The sequence below is a fragment of the Leptolyngbya cf. ectocarpi LEGE 11479 genome, from assembly GCF_015207065.1.
GTDB classification, from domain to species: Bacteria; Cyanobacteriota; Cyanobacteriia; order Phormidesmidales; family Phormidesmidaceae; genus Leptothoe; species Leptothoe ectocarpi.
The window spans coordinates 1-19,669 of record NZ_JADEXP010000083.1 but is presented as its reverse complement, the minus strand read 5'-3'; the positions used below and the strand labels follow the sequence as shown (position 1 = coordinate 19,669).

General features: G+C 47.2%; 20 protein-coding genes and 2 pseudogenes. 13 read left to right on the top strand and 9 right to left on the bottom strand.

Annotated features, from left to right (window positions below):
• Positions 1-138: 138 nt before the first annotated feature.
• Positions 139-573: pseudogene (locus tag IQ260_RS11320) on the top strand (IS21 family transposase); the annotation flags it as partial.
• 33 nt (positions 574-606) lie between these two features.
• Positions 607-1,386, top strand: coding sequence for an IS21-like element helper ATPase IstB (gene istB / locus IQ260_RS11315; RefSeq protein ID WP_228015872.1), 780 nt, complete (start codon positions 607-609; stop codon positions 1,384-1,386).
• A gap of 58 nt (positions 1,387-1,444) precedes the next feature.
• Here istB and IQ260_RS11310 read toward each other — a convergent pair whose 3' ends face one another.
• A complete protein-coding gene (locus IQ260_RS11310) occupies positions 1,445-1,942 on the bottom strand; it encodes a transposase (protein ID WP_228015871.1) in 498 nt (165 codons plus the stop codon).
• 44 nt (positions 1,943-1,986) lie between these two features.
• Between IQ260_RS11310 and IQ260_RS11305 the strand changes: the two genes are divergently transcribed.
• Positions 1,987-2,457: a hypothetical protein gene (locus IQ260_RS11305; protein WP_193993212.1), complete on the top strand. Its 471-nt coding sequence runs from the start codon at positions 1,987-1,989 to the stop codon at positions 2,455-2,457.
• On the opposite strand, the gene IQ260_RS11300 is transcribed toward IQ260_RS11305, so the two are convergent.
• The 4 genes and pseudogenes from IQ260_RS11300 to IQ260_RS11285 all read right to left on the bottom strand — a co-directional run bounded on the left by IQ260_RS11300 (position 2,399) and on the right by IQ260_RS11285 (position 5,623).
• Positions 2,399-3,958 carry a phytoene desaturase family protein gene (locus tag IQ260_RS11300; RefSeq protein WP_193993211.1) on the bottom strand — a complete coding sequence of 520 codons (1,560 nt, stop codon included), beginning with the start codon at positions 3,956-3,958 and terminating at the stop codon, positions 2,399-2,401. The two genes, IQ260_RS11305 and IQ260_RS11300, sit on opposite strands and share 59 nt — an antisense overlap.
• Before the next feature lie 134 nt (positions 3,959-4,092).
• Positions 4,093-4,341: a hypothetical protein gene (locus IQ260_RS11295; protein ID WP_193993210.1), complete on the bottom strand. Its 249-nt coding sequence runs from the start codon at positions 4,339-4,341 to the stop codon at positions 4,093-4,095.
• A gap of 136 nt (positions 4,342-4,477) precedes the next feature.
• Positions 4,478-4,648: pseudogene (locus IQ260_RS11290) on the bottom strand (DUF4278 domain-containing protein); the annotation flags it as partial.
• A 210-nt stretch (positions 4,649-4,858) separates the two neighbouring features.
• Positions 4,859-5,623, bottom strand: a complete 765-nt coding sequence (locus IQ260_RS11285) for a pentapeptide repeat-containing protein (protein ID WP_228015870.1) — start codon at positions 5,621-5,623, stop codon at positions 4,859-4,861.
• A gap of 476 nt (positions 5,624-6,099) precedes the next feature.
• Between IQ260_RS11285 and IQ260_RS11280 the strand changes: the two genes are divergently transcribed.
• From IQ260_RS11280 to IQ260_RS11250, 7 genes are all read left to right on the top strand, one after another.
• Entirely contained in the window at positions 6,100-8,199 is a 2,100-nt protein-coding gene (locus tag IQ260_RS11280; protein WP_193993208.1) for a response regulator, read from the top strand.
• Between the two features lie 170 nt (positions 8,200-8,369).
• On the top strand, positions 8,370-10,535 hold the full coding sequence (locus IQ260_RS11275) for a PAS domain S-box protein (protein WP_193993207.1): 2,166 nt from the start codon (positions 8,370-8,372) through the stop codon (positions 10,533-10,535).
• A 69-nt stretch (positions 10,536-10,604) separates the two neighbouring features.
• Entirely contained in the window at positions 10,605-10,982 is a 378-nt protein-coding gene (locus IQ260_RS11270; protein WP_193993206.1) for a response regulator, read from the top strand.
• Positions 10,983-11,193: 211 nt separating this feature from the next.
• Positions 11,194-11,550 carry a hypothetical protein gene (locus IQ260_RS11265; protein ID WP_193993205.1) on the top strand — a complete coding sequence of 119 codons (357 nt, stop codon included), beginning with the start codon at positions 11,194-11,196 and terminating at the stop codon, positions 11,548-11,550.
• Positions 11,551-11,736: 186 nt separating this feature from the next.
• Positions 11,737-12,072, top strand: a complete 336-nt coding sequence (locus IQ260_RS11260) for a DUF1830 domain-containing protein (protein ID WP_193993204.1) — start codon at positions 11,737-11,739, stop codon at positions 12,070-12,072.
• Positions 12,069-12,293 (top strand): DUF2949 domain-containing protein, encoded by a 225-nt coding sequence (locus IQ260_RS11255; protein ID WP_193993203.1) that lies wholly within the window; start codon positions 12,069-12,071, stop codon positions 12,291-12,293. The genes IQ260_RS11260 and IQ260_RS11255 overlap by 4 nt, the downstream gene beginning before the upstream one ends.
• Before the next feature lie 63 nt (positions 12,294-12,356).
• A complete protein-coding gene (locus IQ260_RS11250) occupies positions 12,357-12,626 on the top strand; it encodes a DUF1816 domain-containing protein (RefSeq protein ID WP_193993202.1) in 270 nt (89 codons plus the stop codon).
• Between the two features lie 47 nt (positions 12,627-12,673).
• Here IQ260_RS11250 and IQ260_RS11245 read toward each other — a convergent pair whose 3' ends face one another.
• Entirely contained in the window at positions 12,674-14,260 is a 1,587-nt protein-coding gene (locus IQ260_RS11245) for a Na/Pi cotransporter family protein (protein ID WP_193993201.1), read from the bottom strand.
• Positions 14,261-14,359: 99 nt separating this feature from the next.
• The gene (locus IQ260_RS11240) at positions 14,360-15,349 is read right to left on the bottom strand and encodes a ribose-phosphate diphosphokinase (protein WP_193993200.1); all 990 of its coding nucleotides are present in this window, start codon (positions 15,347-15,349) and stop codon (positions 14,360-14,362) included.
• A 178-nt stretch (positions 15,350-15,527) separates the two neighbouring features.
• Between IQ260_RS11240 and IQ260_RS11235 the strand changes: the two genes are divergently transcribed.
• The gene (locus tag IQ260_RS11235) at positions 15,528-16,328 is read left to right on the top strand and encodes a photosystem reaction center subunit H (RefSeq protein ID WP_193993199.1); all 801 of its coding nucleotides are present in this window, start codon (positions 15,528-15,530) and stop codon (positions 16,326-16,328) included.
• A gap of 19 nt (positions 16,329-16,347) precedes the next feature.
• Complete coding sequence (locus tag IQ260_RS11230; RefSeq protein WP_193993198.1) at positions 16,348-16,998, top strand: phosphoribosyltransferase; 651 nt, start codon at positions 16,348-16,350, stop codon at positions 16,996-16,998.
• A 171-nt stretch (positions 16,999-17,169) separates the two neighbouring features.
• Here the strand turns inward: IQ260_RS11230 and IQ260_RS11225 are convergent, their stop codons facing one another.
• Positions 17,170-17,640, bottom strand: coding sequence for an Hsp20/alpha crystallin family protein (locus IQ260_RS11225; RefSeq protein ID WP_193993197.1), 471 nt, complete (start codon positions 17,638-17,640; stop codon positions 17,170-17,172).
• Between the two features lie 277 nt (positions 17,641-17,917).
• Here IQ260_RS11225 and IQ260_RS11220 point away from each other — a divergent pair, with 277 nt between their 5' ends.
• A complete protein-coding gene (locus IQ260_RS11220; RefSeq protein WP_193993196.1) occupies positions 17,918-18,406 on the top strand; it encodes a CBS domain-containing protein in 489 nt (162 codons plus the stop codon).
• Between the two features lie 32 nt (positions 18,407-18,438).
• Here the strand turns inward: IQ260_RS11220 and IQ260_RS11215 are convergent, their stop codons facing one another.
• Positions 18,439-19,566, bottom strand: coding sequence for an ABC transporter permease (locus IQ260_RS11215; RefSeq protein WP_193993195.1), 1,128 nt, complete (start codon positions 19,564-19,566; stop codon positions 18,439-18,441).
• Positions 19,567-19,669 lie beyond the last annotated feature (103 nt).

Genomic DNA, 19,669 nt, shown 5'->3' with positions numbered 1-19,669 from the left:
TTGACTCGTAGGATTTGGGCTTCCCGGTCTTGGATCGTCATAGGTAGGCATCCAGTATGGCTGTAAATCCCTACTTTGAACTATTTGAGACGATACCAAGCTATGGCGAAAAATTAGTGACACTAACAATATTCGGTACCGGCTGAGGCCATTGGTCAGACCGTCACCCTACATCTCCAACAAGCCCAGGTGTCGATCTACTTGGGAGAGCGTCACCTGGCTGACCATCCCCGGAGGCCGGACAATGGCAAGTCCAGTGTCTTAAGTGAGCATGCCCAACAGCTGTTCACCTTTAAGCGTGGCAAGCCCTTTGCTCAACGCCAGATTCTGTTGGACCTCGACCCATCGGTGGAGCCCTATTTGACCGAATTAGTGCATCGGCGTCCCCAAACCTGGCAACCCGATGTCGAGGCCCTGTATGACCTCTACGAGCAGATTGGACGAGCCGACTTTCTGGCCGCCATTGCCTTAGCTACCGAAGAACGCTGCTTTGGCAGTGAATATGTTCAGGCCATTGTCAAGGCCACCCCCGAAGGGCTGACACCACCTCCGTTACCTATCATGTTCTCCTAGATCGATCCAAGTATGACCCTGAATTTAGACCCCATGCTCAAGTCCCTTGGCTTGAGTACTATTCAACGTGTCTTGCCAGAGCTGGTGCCTATCGCTGAACGAGAGTCGTGGTCCTACCAACAGCTGCTTGAGAGACTCCTGGCTGAAGAGGTGGCCCACCGCAGTGAACGGCGTACTCATACTCTGATTACCAAAGCCAAGTTCCCATTCGAGGCCACCATTGATACCTTTGACTTCACCTTTAGAAGTGATCTCAAACGACAGATGCTGGGCCGATTTCTCGGTCCTGAGTTGGTCAGCGACCATCGGTCTCTCATCCTCGAAGGCCCACCCGGTACTGGTAAAACCCATCTCTGTATTGCCATTGCCTATAAAGCCATCCAAAACGGCTTCACCGCTCGCTTTACGACGGCGGCGGCCTTAATCAATGACCTGTGTGTCGCCCCTGAGCGCAACGTTGCTCTCCAACCCTATCTCAGACCTCATGTTCTAGTGATTGATGAGATGGGCTATCTCGGCTACGGGCCAGGTGCTGCCGATGTTCTCTTTCAAGTCGTTGACCAACGCTATCTCAAGGGCAAGCCTATTTTGTTGACCACCAATAAACCGCTCAATCAGTGGGGTCGAGTGCTTCATGACCAGGAACTTGCCCGCGCCATCATTGACCGCACCTTGCATCATGGCGACTATCTCAAACTAGCCGGTCCTTCCTTTCGTCTCAAAGGCCGAAAGCTCGACTTAGACTTGAATTCAATAGATAAGACAACGGCGACAGCGTCCAAAAAATCTGAAGAAAAATCTCTTAACGATTGACAAGAAACACACCTATTTGTTCAATGAGAGAACGGCCATAATTTCCGGAATTGACTCTTCAAATTACGGCCATAATTTCCGGAAGCCACAAATGGGCCAGCAAGTAAGCAATGAGCGAGAGAATAAGCCAACGATAGACGCCGATTTTGGTGCTTTGGCCAAAGCAATGGAGTCCAAACTGATGCTTAGCGGTCTTGAAAAAGCCTTCAATCGCCCAGCGTTTGCGCCCTAAGCGAATGAGATACACCCCAGAGTAAGGATGGGTCGACGCCACAAAGCGTAACTCTCGTTTGTTATCTGCACGTTTAAGCCAAAACCAAGAAATCGTCAGCGGATAGTCCATATCCTTGAGATAAACCTGTAGCCCCCGTTTCGCGTTGCCTGGCAGGTCTTTTAGCTTGCGCCCATCGTGTAATAGCCGACTATTTTTGATGCCGACAACCGCTCGCCAGTTACGCTGACGAACGGCTCCCAAGAAGTCTACGGTGCCAAATTCGGTATCGGCCTGGACAATCACGGTTCTACCGGTGACCAGAGACTTGGGAATACTAGCCAACAACTTACAGGTATAGGGTGCGGGTAACAGACCCAATTGCGGCAGTGATTAGCTCGATCTATGCAGTCAACCTAGAAAACTTGACTCAGTTGGCCAAAGTTCCGACGGTGTTTCAGGACCAGGTAAAAAGTGAGGTTGAAAGCTTTGAGGCATTATCCCAGGACTTGAAAGAACAGCTGCGGGGCATGTTGGCCCAGAAGAATTTTGACTTGTCTCAGAAATTGGGTACAGAGCTGGGGCAGGTCGTGGAGAAAGCCGTTATTCAGCACTGCAAGCGGATTGACCGGGTAAATGATAAGCAGTTTTGGATACGGGCAGGTTTACCAGCGTTTGGCATAGCGGCGCTGCTGATGTTTGGTGGGGTGGGCTTTGGATATGCCCTGGGAATGCACCGGATATCTCAGGGGGGACAGGCCAAGGTCCTATCGTCAGCTGAATTAGCTGCATTACAATGGCTTACGACTGAGGAAGGAAGAATCGATGGGCAGTTTGTTTATAAACAGCCTGCCCAGTAATTAACTCCACCACATTCATGCCATTACCAATTACCCCCGGTACACTCGGGTAGCCAGCACTAGCACCTACCAAGAAAAGGTTAGATAGTTCTGTACGATATCCAATACGTCGCAGGCCAACCTGGTTTGGAATCAAATTAGCACCATAGATGTTGCCTTCCGGTTGCCCTAGATAATATTCACTAGTCGTCGGTGTGCCATATAGTTTCATGCGAATATAGGCATCGATATCTGGAATCAAGTCTCGAACGCTTGTCATGGTCGATTGGTAAATAGCTCGCTTTTTCGCTTTGTAAGCTTTGCTATCTTGCTCATGGAGCTGACGAAAGGGTTTATAGGGACAAACTGTGGCAATTTCAAGGACATGATGGTCTTTTGGTGCCATGCCTGGCTCCACCGACTTTAAGGTGGGACAAGATAGGAAAATCCAGGGATGGTCTAAATTACCCTGATATTGTTGTTGATATTCTTGATTAAGATCGCCTGTTGGATAATACCAGATATTCCAATTACCAATGCCATAACGGGTTGGGTCAAAGCGACTATCAAGCCCTAGATAGATGTTAAACGCACTCATCGAGTATTGATAATCTGTCAGACGATGTTTTTCATGGGCACTTAGGGATTGAGTTCCATGCATCAGTGCAACGGTTTTCTTTGGATCCATATCACTGATATAGGCTTTGTCAGCACAGTAGGAAATACCTCCAGCATTGACAAACTGAACCTTGCGATCGCAAACTTCGATATGCTTTACAGGAGTGGAGAGCTGTACTACCCCGCCTCCTGACGTAATAGATTCAACGATGGTGTCTACCAAATGCTTAAAGTGATGCTTAGGATAGTAGGCCCCTTCTGCATAATCTGACACCAAACTTGCATGGGTCATTAAGGAAATATCTTTGGGTGGTAAAGCATAATCACCACTTTGTCCTGCCAGCAGAGCTTGTAATTTAGGAGACAATCCAACTTGATCATAGAGATCCTGAAGGGTATATAATCGCTTCGAAAAAAGATGCCAATATTTTGGTAGTTTTAGCCAGTCAGACCATTTGCGATCATACCAATGTACGTCTTGTTCTAGGTCCACCATTTCCTGATGCAAGTGCTTAATCTCGTCACAGTAGCGATTAATAGCAGTAGCTTCATCGGAGAACGTAGTCAAAAGGCGATCGCGAAACGTTTCCCAGCCTAGCGGAATCCGAAAATCGACATTGGGAGTAACAATGCGATCAATGCAGTCTGGGTCTAAGGAATTAAAGGAAACATCTCTTTCAATATAATTTAGAAACTGATCCACTGTCTGACCTCTGCCACATTGATAAATGTAATGGACATCGGCACAGAAAGAATAATCTCCATACTGAAACGTGTGACAGCAGCCCCCTGGCAAATAATGCTGCTCCAGAACAGCCACTTGATTTCCTTGGAGAGTAAGACAGGCAGCTGTCGACAAACCACCGAGACCTGCACCTAAAACAACATAATCAAAACTTTCCATAATAAGCTCCTGCTTACTCTTGCTAAGAGGCAATCTAAGCATTAGCTTATCGTCCAATAGTGAGGAACTTGTGACAGTCAAATGTTAATTCTTTAACACCTTCAATCTACCATTGAAGGTGTTAAAGAACTGTTTCACTCAGCCCGAACTAGCTCATGAACCTGTCTTAAGACAAAGCTTTTCCCCCAGCAAAGCTCTAAGTGCTGACGATTTTGTTCTAGCTCATAATCTTTAGCAAAGCATCGTTCTAACAATCGAATTCTGTAGGGGATAGTGAACTTGAGGGGATTTAAGATTAGCCCGCATTTAGTATTCAACAGGGGCTGACTCAGATAAACCCAGAGTGCTGGTAAAATAGGAGTCTTTTGAGATTTCATAGTCATGAGTTAAAACCTCCTGTAGTATTTTTAAGCCTGAATTTAGCTGGCTTAGCACTGACGAGCACAGCGAAATTGTTGAACTCCGTCGAAATTAGGGAAGAAACTCTAGCTGAAGCTAGACAGCTGAGCTGAATCGCAGCTAAGCAGCTGAGCCAACGTGATAGGCAATGCCGCGATACTTCAGATCAAAAGAGGGTTGAGCGATAGCTTTTAGCAATTTATGGAAGTGGAGCGTAACACCTCGATATTTACCAACGTCTTCGCTATCGGCAACTTCGACCTGAGGTGGGTTGTATTCATAACTAACACCACGATATGTGAGTGAGTTTCATATATACCTCCTGATGGCTTCTAGATAACTTGCATCGTTAGGAGATTGACTTTAAACTAAACACTGCATTGCAAGTCTTTATCACTTGCCCTGTGTTCTAGTGTCTTTGAAGAAATTGGTAATCTCGGGGCCAGTCTCCTTTCATGCTCATATTAGATAAACAGTTTGAGAATCTTGTGAAGTATGATTCTATTCTTGTAGTGAATGTCTTATATCCATTGGAATAATTGCATCTCGAAGCTTAGCATCCGTGAGATCGGCTCCGTCCAGCTTGGCTTGGCTTAAATTTGCTCCAATCAGATTAGCACCTTTGAGATCGGCTTGAGTCAGATCAGCACCTCTTAAATCAGCTTTGGTCAGATCAGTCCCTTTAAGAACAGCTCCTCGCAAGCAAGCATTCTGCAGACACGCTCGACTGAGGTGGGCTCCGATCAGGTGTGCTTTGGTCAAGTTAGCACCTTTGAGATCAGCGCCATTGAAATTGTCTTCGCTAAGATCGGTTTCGCTAAGATTTGCCCGAACGAGATTTGCTTGAATAAAGTGAGTACCACAGAGATGAGCCTTACTTAGATCCGCCTCACACAGGTTTGCTTTAATTAGATTCACTCTACCCAGGTAAGTGTCAATCAAAACAGCCTTACTCAGATCAGCTCCACTGAGTTCTGCATGACTTAAATTTGCTTTTGTGAGATCTGCACCATGAAGATTAGCATTGAGGAGATTGGCTCGACTTAAATCTACATGACGCAGGTTTGAGTTCATCAAATTGGCTGCCATCAAATTGGCGTCAAGCAGGTCCGCTCCCATAAGATTAGCCTGGATCAGTTGAGCTGCCTTTAAGTCAGCCTCCAACAGGTCTGTTTCACTCAAGTTGGCTTCACACAAATCCGTGTTGTTTAGATTCACTCCACGCAGATTTATCAGGCTGAGATCCGCTCCGCTAAGATCGGGCATTATGGTTGGATTATCAGTCCGCCAACAATTCCAATCATTCACTCCTTGCCTGAGTAAAACAAGATGGTCTCGATTTGCCATAGCCAATCCCCCCATGAACCTCGGCGAATCTTTACCGTGAGATTATTAAATCAAAGCAAGTTGAGGAACTTATGAGATTTAGATTGTTCCTTGCAGCCTAAACCATCGAAACCAATGGATAACATTTACTCTCCAACTCATTTCTCAATGTGTGAGCGCTGCGATACATCCCTTTCTATAGAACGAATGCATTGGTTCATATATAACAGCCAACTCAGCATGTACTTCACGATGGACATGCTGAGTTGGCTGGTGTTGCAAGCCAGCCTCTCGTCAGATCAATCCGAAAATCTTAAACTTTCATGAATTAACATTTTGTCAACCGCAATTTAACTTAAACTCAATGAAGAATAAACTAACAATAAACTTCATATCACTAAGATTTCATAAATTTTATGAAGTTTTTGATAATAGAAGACGATGATCAGTTGTCTGGGGCATTGATTCAAGTACTGACAAATCATCATTACTTAGTGGATCGGGCCATGGATGGTGAGATGGGAAAGGAAATGGCTGAGGTCTTTCCCTACGATTTGATCTTGCTAGATTGGATGTTGCCTAAGCTAGATGGCATCCAGACCTGCCAGCAGCTGAGAGCAACGGGCAATAATGTGCCGATTATTTTGATGACCGCTCGGGATGCTGGCACCGATAAGGTCGCTGGGTTAGATGCGGGAGCCGATGACTATTTAATTAAGCCCTTTGAATTTGAGGAGCTGTTAGCACGCATTCGGGCGTTGCTCCGCCGAGCGGAGGGTATCGTATCGCCTGTCTTGCAGTGGGGCGAGCTGTGCCTTGACCCACGCAGTGCTGAGGTTAGCTATCGTGATGTACCTATTTCACTAACTCCTAAAGAGTATGGTCTGCTGGAGCTGTTTTTACGCAATCCCAATCGAGTTTTTAGCTTGGATGATCTACTAGACAAGATTTGGCCCTTTGAAGACGCACCGCATATCAGTGCTGTGCGCACTCAAGTCAAAGGACTACGCCAAAAACTCAAGCGGGTGGGCCTCACAGATGTAATCGAAACACTCTATGGCTTAGGGTATCGGTTAGTCCCAGCTGACTTAGTTGAACATCAAGCGGAAAAAACAGTCGATGGAAAAGACGTACTTCCACAGTCCAGTCCCAGTATGGGAGCAAAACAGATAGATTTAAAAACTCTCTGGCAGCCTGTGCGAGAACCCTATATGCAGCGCGTATCAGATCTAGCAACCATGCTCAATAAACTGCAGCCAGGGAGTCTCAATGAAGTAGCCCGACAGCAGATTGTTAGAGAAACCCATGCTCTGGCAGGGTCGCTGGGCAGTTTTGGATTTCCAATGGTTGCAGCTTACTGTCAGGAGATAGAAAACAGTCTGCTAGCCAATAGTCGTCTTACCCCTCAGCACGTGTCTCATTTGGAAGCTTTAGTCACTAATGTGCAGCAGGCACTAACGTCGTCAGAGATTTTGCCAGGGTCGGCTCCGATGCCAAAGAATCTAGCGCAGCCGGGGACATTATCGTCGGCCACCTTGTTAATAGTAGATAATGATCCGGCGGTACTGACCCTATTGCACAATCTATTGCAGCCTTGGGGATTTCAGCTGCAGTTGTTGAGTAAACCGCAACACTTTTTTGCAACCTTGGAGCAAACAGCGCCCGACTTGGTGATTCTTGATGTAGACATGCCTGAGATCACTGGATTTGATCTATGCCAGCTAATGCGCAATGATTCTCGCTGGCTTGAGTTGCCGGTACTCTTGTTGTCAGCCCATACTGAAGCAGAGACGATTCAACGGGTGTTTTCGGTTGGGGGTGATGATTATGTCCGCAAGCCTATTGTGGCTCCTGAACTGGTGGTGCGAATACTCAACTGGTTAGAACGGGCGCGCACTCGGCAACTACAAACAAATATTGATAGTCTAACGGGCATCGCTAACCGGCAAAAATCAACTCAGGACTTAAGCCGGTTTCTCAGATTGGGTCACCGTCAAGAGCAGCCACTGTGTTTTGCTCTGCTCAATTTTGACAGCTTCAAACCCACCAATAACGAGATGTGCGACTTTTCTAGCTCCCCCTTTTCAAGGGGGTTGGGGGGATCTCCAAGCGCTAAAGCGACTGACAGATCCCCCTCGGTCCCCCTTAAGAAGGGGGATGACCACCCTCAAGTTGCACATGCCGTCAATAGTAATTTTGAAAGAGCTAGCGATCAGATTTTGCAACGATTTGGTGAGCGTTTAGGAATAGCCTTTCGGGTAGACGATGTGGCGGCTCGTTGGAGTAAAACGGAGTTTGTGGTGGGACTCTATGGAGCCAGTCGAGAAGAGGGTACTCAACGGCTAACCCAGTTTCTGCAGGCTTGGCAGAATGAGCAGTTGAGCTGCGACAACCAGACGTTTCAGGGAACATTCACGGTTGGTATAGCCGTTTATCCTGAGGATGCAAGGGATTTGCAAGGATTGTATCGGTCTGCTAGTACAGTACTCTCGCAGACCAACGTGGATAGGCAATAATCAAGTATCTTGCCAGTGAGGTCATGGCTAATCTCTAGTCTATATATCAACATAAGATCACCATAATTGTTGACTAGAGTAGGCTGTGTTCAGCTCTTTCAGTTAAATGCGGACTGAAGGCTCTCAATCAGCCTGATATAAGATTTCCAGCACGATTTAACAGCTTATAAATGCCCGTTGATTCGCCCGATCCAAATACACGTTCTTTGGCTGACCGAGTCGTTACCTCTACACCACTGATGGTAACGCCGGAGACATTGATAGGGGATGCGATCGCAATCATGCATCAGGCCCAAACCAGCTATGTGCTGATTGCTGAGCAACAGCGCCCGGTGGGCATTTTCACAGAGCGAGATCTGGTGGAGCTTATAGCCTCAGGGCAATCAATAACGAATGTCCCAATCGCGGCGGTGATGACCACAGCGGTACAAACGATCACCACCGACCAAGTCAACGATACCCTGGTCCTCTTTCACCAAATGCTTCAGTACCAAGTGCGCCATTTGCCCATCGTTGACGAGCAGGAGCGATTGGTGGGCATGATTACCCAAAGCAGTCTTTTACAAGCCTTAAACCCGAATGCAATCAAACAGATTTTTGAGCGATTGTCACAGGAGGCCGAGCCGCCACGCTCAGTAGACCAGGCGCTGGCCCGTAATCTTGAACTAGAACAAGCGCAGACCCGTCTAAGCCAGCAGCTTGAAGTAGCGCAGACAGAGCATCAGTTCGCCAAATCTCTAAATAGCGCATTAAGGCGAGATCAGGTCCGTTTGAGCACACAGCTGCAAGCTGAACAGATAGAAATTCAGCAAGCTGAGGCCCACATCCTATTTCAATCCAGGCTTTTGGACGCCGTGGCCCAAGCCGTGATCGCCACTAACCTGGATGGTAATATTCTTTACTGGAATTGCTTTGCTGAAACCCTTTACGGTTGGTCAGCAGCCGAGGTCCTGGGACGTTCTATTTTGGACATTACCCCAGCTGATACGACCCGCGACCAGGCGGTCGAAATTATGGCTCACCTGCAACAGGGTGAACAGTGGTCTGGGGAGTTCTGGGTAAAGCGTAAAGATGGCACCCCCTTTCCAGCCTGGGTGATCGATGCCCCCATTTATGATGACCAGGGCATTCTCGTGGGCGTTGTGGGGGTTTCGATGGATATTAGCGATCGCAAACGCATCGAATCCGAACGCCAACAGGCCGAACAGGCCTTACAGCAGGCTAATGCCAACCTAGAAAATTGGGTCGAAGTTCGTACCGCTGACCTGCGCCAGGCCGAGCAGCGCTGGCGCACCCTGCTCGAAAATGTTCACCTGGCAGTCGTCGGTCTCGATTGCAACGGCAAGGTGAACTATGCCAATCCCTTTTTATTAAATCTGACGGGCTATACTGCCACCGATGTACTTGGTAAAGACTGGGTTGACCTATTTTTGCCCCCATCACAACAACCGTTGGTCAGGTCATACTTTCAGCAGTTGCTTAGCCAGCCAAATTCAACCTTACGCTATCAGAACCCTATCCTTACCCAGTCAGGGGAACAGCGCATGATCGCCTGGAATAATACCGTGCTGCGTAACGGTCACAGTAACATCATTGGCACCATGAGCATTGGAGAAGACATCACCGAGCGCTTTGCCATCGACCGGATGAAAGGCGAGTTTATTTCCGTCATCAGCCATGAGCTGCGCACCCCGCTGACAGCGATTCATGGCGGGATCAAGCTCTTAGCCAGAGGGCTGGTGCCCGTTGAGTCTGAGCAGGGCCAGCAGTTATTGCAGTTAACGGCTGAACATTCTCAGCGCTTAGTGCGGCTGGTGAACGATATTTTAGAACTCGAACGTCTGGAGTCAGACACCAGTTTGCTGCAAAAACAGCCCTTCAATACCCAAACCCTGACCAGTCAAGTCGTGGGCTTATTTCAGCTCACAGCCAATCAGGCAGGCATCACCCTAGAGGTATCTGACCCTGGGTTTGAGATCATGGCCGATTGCGATCGCATCCATCAGGTACTGACCAACCTGATGGACAATGCCATCAAGTTCTCACCAAGAAACAGCACAATTTGGCTAACCGTTGAATCTGGAGAAAGCGACCCTGGCAGAGACACCGTACTATTCACCATCCGTGACCAGGGCCGAGGCATTCCCCCCGAGAAGTGTGCCAAGATTTTTGAGCGCTTTATACAAGTAGATTCTTCGGATTCTCGTGAAAAGGGAGGCACCGGATTGGGCCTCACTATCTGTCAAAATATCGTTGAACAGCATGGTGGCTTCATTGGAGTAAAAAGCACCCCAGGCAAAGGCAGCTGCTTCTATTTCACCCTGCCGATAAATTGAGAACGAACTCGAAACAGTGTAAACTCTACCCAAAGTATTGAGCTAAAGGCAGCTTAAGTAGGGTAATGGGTGGCTAGACGTATTTTAGTAATTGATGATGAAGTCGCCATTCACATTATCGTCGAGGCCTCGCTAAAAGCTACCGCTGGCTGGAATACATTAATCGCCAACTCTGCAGCTACAGGCCTCACCATAGCCGAGGTCGATCAGCCTGACGCCATTTTACTAGATGTCATGATGCCTGAGTTAGATGGCCCCGCTACATTTCGTAAACTCCAGGCTCATCCCTCTACCAAAAACATCCCTGTCATTTTTCTGACCGCCAAAGCCCGCAATGGCGAGAAACGTTTATTTGAATCCCTGGGAGCAGCGGGAATAATCACCAAACCATTTGAGCCAGAGCATATTGCTGACCAAATTAAAACACTACTGCAATGGTCTGATTAAGTTGATCAGCTTAACAAGCAACACAGTTTCCACATATTCTCGGTTTAAAGTAAGGCAATCGTAGAGATAAGCGTTCTACAAGGATAACCTTGATACCACAGTATGGATGCTAAGCCGTTTAAGCATCCATACTGTGGTTTCTTTGCAATAGTTTCTTTCCAATAACAGAGAAATTGTCTCACCCAAGTTTTAACAAAGCCAAGATAGTAAAATGCCACAACAAATTATAAATTTAACCCGGCTGATGGCGATTAGAGGAATTGATCAAGTTTTGTCAACCTATCCTCAAAATCCATACCAACTTGCCTTTCAAGATCCCAACTCACGCGGTAAACTGCTGTTGTACGTACTGAGACGCCTTCACAACAGCTATGTTGCTATTGATGCATACCAACAACCCTTATTGCATAATAAGAATTTCCAACTATCGTTAGGACAACAACAGCAAATTGAGGACCTGATTCACGAGGGCGTTCGCTACATGCTACCCGTGAATGCCATACAGCAAGTTTATCATCCACCCGATCCCTATAGACTCAACAACGATCCTGCTCAATACATCGGCTAATGCAGGCGATCTCAAGACTTATGGACTGGCAGCCTGGGCGATGGGTCGAATGCCCGCACACACAAGAAAAAGGCAAGATCTTACCCTACAACGGTCGCTCAATCTGTATCTCTTTAGGCAAGGGAGTCACACTCTATGCCTCACCTGATTCACTAGAGACCTTGGGTTGGCGACCGATACAAAATCATGGAAGTAATTCAAAAAAAGCGAGTTAGACATGTTGCACCTAAATTGCGCCGCCCCAAAAAAACTAAAACCAGCAGAACTAAAACCAGCTGTGTTCAGCAACACAACCCAATTCAATGTTGTTACATCAACCATACTGAACAGTTTCAGATCGTTCGGATCCCTAATGCCACTAGCAACTTTTTCGAGCGAGTTGTTATGCCCTATGCGAGAATTATCTTCGAAGCTCATCACGCAGACCACCTGGAAATCCACACTGGAAACTTAATCAGTTCAATTTTATCTGACAAGATTCCTTGCCATCGTTTAGCTTTTCAGGAGGACTATCCCCGATGACCATGTCTCCAACATCCCTACTACTTCATTTTTTACAAACCGAGCTTGCTGTTCCAGAGACATCTATCCAATCGGCATTACAGCGTAGTGGTCCACACTCAAACTTATTTCCTATCGTCTTATGGCAAGATGGCCTAATCACGCTAGAGCAGCTTGATCAGGTTTTTGACTGGCTAGCAACTATGTCAACTAGCCCAGAGTCTGCTACACAACAGACCTAATTCAAAGGATACCCTCAACAACGCAAGTAATCAAACCGCTAACAAACAAGGGTAGGTCCCCCTATGAATGGTCTCTTTAGTCAGTTAAAAGGTTTGTTTGGAAGCACGTGGTGGATTGAGGTATCAACCGATACACCACGCTGCATCTACTATTTTGGTCCCTTTAAGCATGAATCTGAGGCAAGTCAGGCAGCAGCAGGTTATGTTGAAGATTTGGAGCAAGAGGGTGCTGTACTATGCCAAACATCAATAATGAAACGTCCAACACCAAAGCAGTTAACTGTTGAATATTCTAGTAAATTTCATGCGTCTATCTCCGCAGAACCTCGATGAAAAGGACATCGTTGTCAGACTCATCAGCACAGCGAATCTCTCAATATTTATTTGCCAATGGCGAGGACTGCCTGACTCATGTGGTCAGTAATCTGTCTGATATGTTTACTGACCCGACGTAGCCAACGAATGGCTTCGAGACGTTCTGTACTAGTCAGGACATCAATCTGGCCAACAGCAACCTGATTTATGGTGGTGGCTCGGTAGGGCTCAACCTTACGATGGATCTGCTTTGAGGTGGCATGAGCCTGAACAGCTGCATGCTGCCAACGTTCGGCTTGAATCAATCCCATAATCTGCTGAATGCTATCAACCAGAAGATTTTTCTCTTCCACTAGTGCTATTGTTGCCTGCGCGGTTTTGGCCCGATCTTCATCCTCTTCGCAGCGCTCATGAATACGTTGAAGATGGTCCAGCGCATGAATCATATTAACCAGTCGCTCCCATAGTGGTCCTTCACCTGTTTTCAGATGAATTTTATCCAGGTAAGTATGGGTTTCATCTAAAGCCGTCCGGAGTTCAGGTAAATCACCTCGTTGGCCCTTGGGATCACCTAAAATAGCCGCTACATGCCGTAACAGCACCAATAGCTCAGTCTGAATCGACACCTGAATAGCATTCAATGCCAAAACTGGTTGTTCCAAAAGCCCATCGCTCAGCCCTTCTGTGTAGGTGAGCCCTTTACTGGGCACCAACCGTACTATCAACTGGGAAAACTGTCGGGTGAAGGGCAATATTGTCGTCACCCCGACAACATTGAAACAGGTATGAAACCCGACTAAAGCTAGTTCTGCATTTTGCATCAGCTGTCCCGGCGCTATCCACTGCCAGATAACTGTGTAGGGGGTAATCAAAACCAGTGCCAGACTAGCCGTCCAAATATTGTAAACAACATGGGAAATCCCGGTACGACGAGCATTGACCGAGCTACCTACAGTAGCAATAATGGCCGTGACAGTCGTACCAACATCCATACCAACAACTAATGCAGCCGCCTGTTCAAAATTAACAGCCCCCGCATATAACGCAGCTAAGGTGGCAGCTACACCAGCACTAGAGGACTGGGTGATCACTGTTGCAATTATGCCTAAAGCAACCAGCTGTAAGCGACCAACCAGAGTATCTGTAGGTAGTTGCTCGGGCGTGATCAGTCCATTTAGGCCGCCCATGGCATCCTGCATTGAGGTAATGCCGACAAAAATCAGACCGAAACCTGCGATCGCATATCCCACATTTGCCCATCGCCCTTTAGCCAACAACTTCAAACTGGCACCCATAAAGAGGAGCGGCAATATCGCCGTACCCAATTTGAGTTTGAAGCCTAAAATAGCGACTAACCAGCCTGTAAACGTCGTCCCGATATTAGCCCCAAAAATAATCCCTAGCGCCCCTGAAAAGCTAATTAAGCCAGCACTAACAAACCCAACAGTCGCGACTGTCGTGGCGCTAGAAGATTGCAAAATAGCCGTAGTGGTAGCTCCTGCCAACACTCCAGATAGAGGGCTGCGGGTAAAGCGCATCAGCGCCCTTCGCATGGCATTCCCCGCTAAAGCCCGCAGCCCGTCTGTCATCACAATCATGCCCAATAGAAAGAGCCCTAGGCCTCCAATAGCATGAATGATAGTTATTGTCATACAAATAGTAAGTGAGTTATTCGCAATACAAAGAACGTCAGTAGCTCGAAAAGTCTACCCATAACAGCGTATCCTGGCACCTCAGGGATTAGGAGGACTTTATGGGGAGTCTAGTAGCTCCACGAGCGATCCTCCATCATGAAGTCGACGAATCGTTTCAGCAAACAGTGGTGTAGTATCTAGCACAGTAAGTTTGAGCTTAACGTCACTGGCTGTGATGCGAAACGGTGCAACAGTGTTAGTAATGATAATTTTATCAAGGTCTGGAATCGACAAAATATGATTGGATTCCTTGGCAAAGACACCGTGGGAGACTGCTGCATAGACTTTAGTAGCCCCCCTGCTGCGACACGCTTTGGCAGTTCGAGCTAGGGTGGTACCACTGCTAATCAAGTCATCAATAATAATGGCAATTCGGCCTTGAATTTCTCCGACAATCATTTCTCCGGAGACAACGCCTGAGCTACGGTATTTTTCGGTAAAGGCCATAGGGATATCTTGGTGTATCTTCTGGCATAGTGCTCTTCGAAAAGCTTCGGCACGCTTGCCCCCACCAAAATCAGGGGCAACAATAACGACTTGATGGTCACCAATAATAGTCGCAAAGTGCTGAACAAATGTATTTTTGGCTTCTAGATGTTCAGTTGGGCATCGAAAGGCATTTTGAAACGCTGCTAGATTATGGACATCTAGGGTAACGATGCGATCGCAACCCATCGCCTCAAATAATTGACCGATATATCGAGTCGTCACCGGATCCCGAGCCTTTGTCTTACGATCCTTACGGGCATAGCACAGATAAGGAACAATGGCAGTTACACGCTCAGCTGACGCATCCTTGAGGGCACCGACAAAAAATAGCAACCGACAGAGCTTATCGTTGACGCTAGCTCCTGGCTCGCCGTAGAGAGATTGGATAACATAGACATCTTGACCACGAACATTTATCAACGATCGAACCTTATGTTCACCATCTTCAAAGTCTCTTTCCTCATGATGACTCAGACTAATACCCAGACGTTCTGAGACTTTTTTGCCAAATTCTCGACTGGTATTTAAGCTAAAAAGCTTGATAGACTCATCAATCATGGTAAGACCTCCCAATTAGCAGCTTAGACAAGCTCCCTTATTCAAGATATGCCATAAATTTGAGGACTGTATGAGGAAACCACAGTGAAGGCTCCTACATTAGATCGTTCTGTTGCATCATTACAAAGTCCTCAGATTATTTTTCTAGGATAAGTAAGGGCTAAGGGAGTTCAAAATTATGCTCAATGTTATTCGTTATAGCCAAATCACCGGTTTAGTGGCAATAGATAGTGCAACCGCTGAATATTTGGGAGAAATACAAGAGGTTTGGACTAATGATGCTGGAAACATCGTTTATCTATCCTGTCCCCGAGGATATATTCCCTTATTGCAGATAGCTGGAGTAAGTACCAAGGCAGTGTCTACCTATGGGCACCTGACCCTCAGTCCTCCTAGTGGATTACATCGGCTCCATCGATTACCGGTACAATCAACATTTAATAAAGCCAACGCTTGGATTGAAGATTTTCTATTTGATTGGCACACTGGGGAAATCGCAGCGTATATTCTGTCTGGAGATATCACTGGGGCAATGACACTTCAGCGTTTCGCCACAGGAGAAACTGCTCCATCCCCACCACACACAGTTTTAGCTCCTGACGATATTAAAACCATCACCGTTGACGCCATAGTTCTTGAAACCGGTGCACCTGATCGTCTCCGCAATGAGACTGAGGGACTAAAGGATTTTCTCAGTGAAAAAAGCTCCCCCGTACGCCAGCTGGTGCATGAACTGAGTGATCGCCTCCACGATCTCGTTTCACCCCATGATCAACCTGAGGTGGTCCGCGTCAAAATCAAAACTGTAGGCGATGAAATGGCAGCTTCAGGTGAGCATGACCATCACGCACTGAAAGAGGCAGTCGATTTTCTCCACGACCAGTGGGAAAGTCTGCAGCAGCAAATTCATCGTGCTAGCGACCGGGCTCAGGGCGCACTGGAATCTGCCTGGAAGCATTTTACTGGTAAGCCGTCGTGAATGTTAAGGGGTAAAGATAATGAAGACTCGATTTCGCGATCGCACCCACGCAGGAAGAGAGCTAGCAACCCAGCTCACAGCCTATGCCAATCGCTCCGATGTACTGGTATTGGGATTACCTCGTGGTGGAGTACCCGTTGCCTATGAAGTAGCTAAGGCGTTGAATCTCACTCTGGATATCTGCCTGGTGCGCAAACTAGGGGTGCCTGGACACAAGGAACTGGCCATGGGAGCCATTGCCTCTGGGGGGGTGCGTGTGCTCAACTATGACATTATCAGTTGGCTGGCTATCTCCGATAAAACCCTTGAGCATGTCGCTGCTCGGGAACTGCGGGAGTTACAGCGGCGTGATCGGAGCTACCGAGGAGATCGACCTCAGCCAGAGATTTGCGATCGCACCATCCTATTAATCGACGACGGGTTGGCCACTGGAGCCACAATGCAAGCAGCGGTTGCCGTTTTACAACAACAACGTCCTAAAGAGATTGTAGCAGCAGTGCCAGTAGGACCACGATCCAGGTGTCTAGCCTTAGAAGCAGACGTGGATAGGATTGTGTGCTTAACTACGCCTGAACCATTTTATGCCATTGGTCTGTGGTACGAAAATTTTGCCCAAACCACAGACGAACAAGTACGCAACCTTCTAGCCAAACAGTTGGCAGCTGCCTAATAAACATAAAATCATGAAGGGCATTGCCAATCATAGTTCTCCTATCAGAACAAACATGAATAGTGTTTACCATCTCATAGACCAACTGCCCTACAAACACGAATGCTTATAGGGCAGTCTCCTGTTATCTATACTGAGGATGTGACAATCCTAGACCATTGACCTTAAGGATTAAGCAACCCTAACTTTAACGGACTCCGTTATCTCTTCTTGAGACTTTGGAATTGTAAGACGGAGGACACCAGCTTTATATTCAGCAGCCACCTGATCTTTAACAATCCGTGTCGGCATCGGAATCAGCCGCTCAAATTTCCCGTAGTGGAACTCAGAACGGAATTCCCCTTTCTCCTCAGTCCTGGTTTCAGACTTACGCTCACCCTTGATGGCAACTGATTCATCGGTAACTTCGATGTCCAAATCATCGGCTTCCATGCCAGGAACCTCAAGCTTCAGATGAATCTCGGTGTCTGTTTCATCTATCTCAGCAGATGGCATAAAGTCAAACCCATTTTCACTAATCGAACCACCCAGTACGGACTGTTCAAAAAGTTTATTGATTTCTTTTCTGAGGGTATCAATTTCCTCAAAGGGTTCCCAATGCTCGATGTGGCCAAACGGACGCCAGCGTGTGATTTTAGTCATACTACTACCTCCAAACAATTGACAAACCAATTCTTATTAGCTTTTGAAGCTTCCACCTGCCTGGAGCAATGCCTTGGAGGAACCTTCATTTTCAGGATACACAAATAAGTTGGGGAAACTGTGAGGGTGAGGGCAAGCATCAGACATCGCTATCAGGTTAGTCCTCATAATTTCACCACATAAACAACTTACTCTAGGGATAGACTAATTAATTACGTGAGTAGAGCATAGACTCCATTAAAAGGATGTGAGCAGTCGTATGAACGAGGTTAAAAACATGGATCAGACCTATCTTGTCAAAGACCTGATGACACTCAACCCAGTCACTGTAAAGCCGCTCGATTTAGTGGAGACCGTATTGAAGCGTTTAGAAGAAAACCACGTAAGCGGGCTCCCTGTTGTAAATGATGATAACAAGGTTGTCGGCATCATCTCAGAAGCTGATTTACTTTTCAAAGAGCGTCCAATTCAGCTACCGCTTTATCTTAACTTTTTAGGGACCCTCGTCTATCTAGATCCCCCCGGCAGGTTTCAGCAACAGCTCAAGAAAAGTCTGGGCATATTGGTACAAGATGTGATGACCTCTCATGCCATAACGATTACTCCAAAAACTCCTATCGCCAAAGCGGCGAATCTCATGATAGGCAAACGAGTGAATCGTCTACCCGTAGTAGATAATCAAAAACAGTTAGTTGGGATCATCACCCGTGAAGACTTGCTGAAAGCCTTAAGAGAAGATTCTTTCCAGACGGCTGACGTAGCATAGCATTTGCGTACCAGTTCGTAAGGCCTAGGCGATCAGCTCACCTGATGCCGGAATTGATGGGTACTGATAGTTCCCAACACAGTTGCAAAAACTAACAGAGCGATCGCATGTGGCCAGATCACCTCTAACCCTACGCCTCTAAGCAATACAGCCCGCAGAATTGCCACATAGTGACGTAGGGGATTCAGCAATGACAGGTAGCGGAAAACGGCAGGCATACTTTCGATGGGTGCGATCGCACCCGAAAGCTGAATCAACGGCATATTGATAAAAAACGACGTCAATATCACCTGCTGTTGGTTGCGACAGAGCGTGGCCAGCATCATACCAATGCCAATGCCAACAAAGACATACAACCCTGACATCGCTAGAAACAGCAACAAGCTGCCCCGCAACGGCACGCTAAAAACAACATTAGCAAAACTCAGCGCTAACAGCGCATCGCCGAGCAATAAGACAAATAGAGGTACCACCTTTGCCAGCAGAATCTCACTAGATGAAGCTGGAGTCATCAGAAGCTGCTCTAAGGTACCTGTATCCTTTTCTCGAATGAGCGTCGAAGAGGATACCAGCGATCCAATTAACGTCAACACAACACCCATCATGGCAGGCACAAAGAACCAGCTACTAATCAGCCCAGGGTTATATAGAAAAGTGATCTGCGGCTGAATCATACTGAATGATTCAGCATCCTCCAATTGGCGACTATACTGCCGAACAATCTGGCTAATATAACCACTGGCAATACCAGCCGTATTGGCATCCACCCCATCCACCATCACCTGGATCTCGGCTGGTTTACCCTGAGCCAAATTGCGATTAAATTCAGGAGGAAATACCACCCCCAACGTGATGTCTCCCCGCCGTACCTGTTCCCCCAGGGTCTGTTGACTAGCACTGTAGCGATCGGCCACAAACACATCATTCTCGGTCAAGGCTGCCACCAACTCGCGACTGGCCCCAACATTAACCTGATCCACGACGCCCATTTTCAAGTACTGCACATCGGGGTTCAAGATCAAGCCATAGAGCAACAATTGCACCGTGGGCGGAAAAACTAACATAAACAGCAGCTTCTTATCTCGAAAGATCTGCTGAACCTCTTTTATGGCCAAGGCCCAGAAGCGACTGTTGAGTAAACGCTGGAATAACTTAAACATCGATCAGTCCGGTAACTGCATTCGACGCAGACCACGCCAGGCGGCTGCAAAAAATAACAATGCCAGCAGTGCAATAGCGAGCAAAGCCCCCCAAACCCCTCCC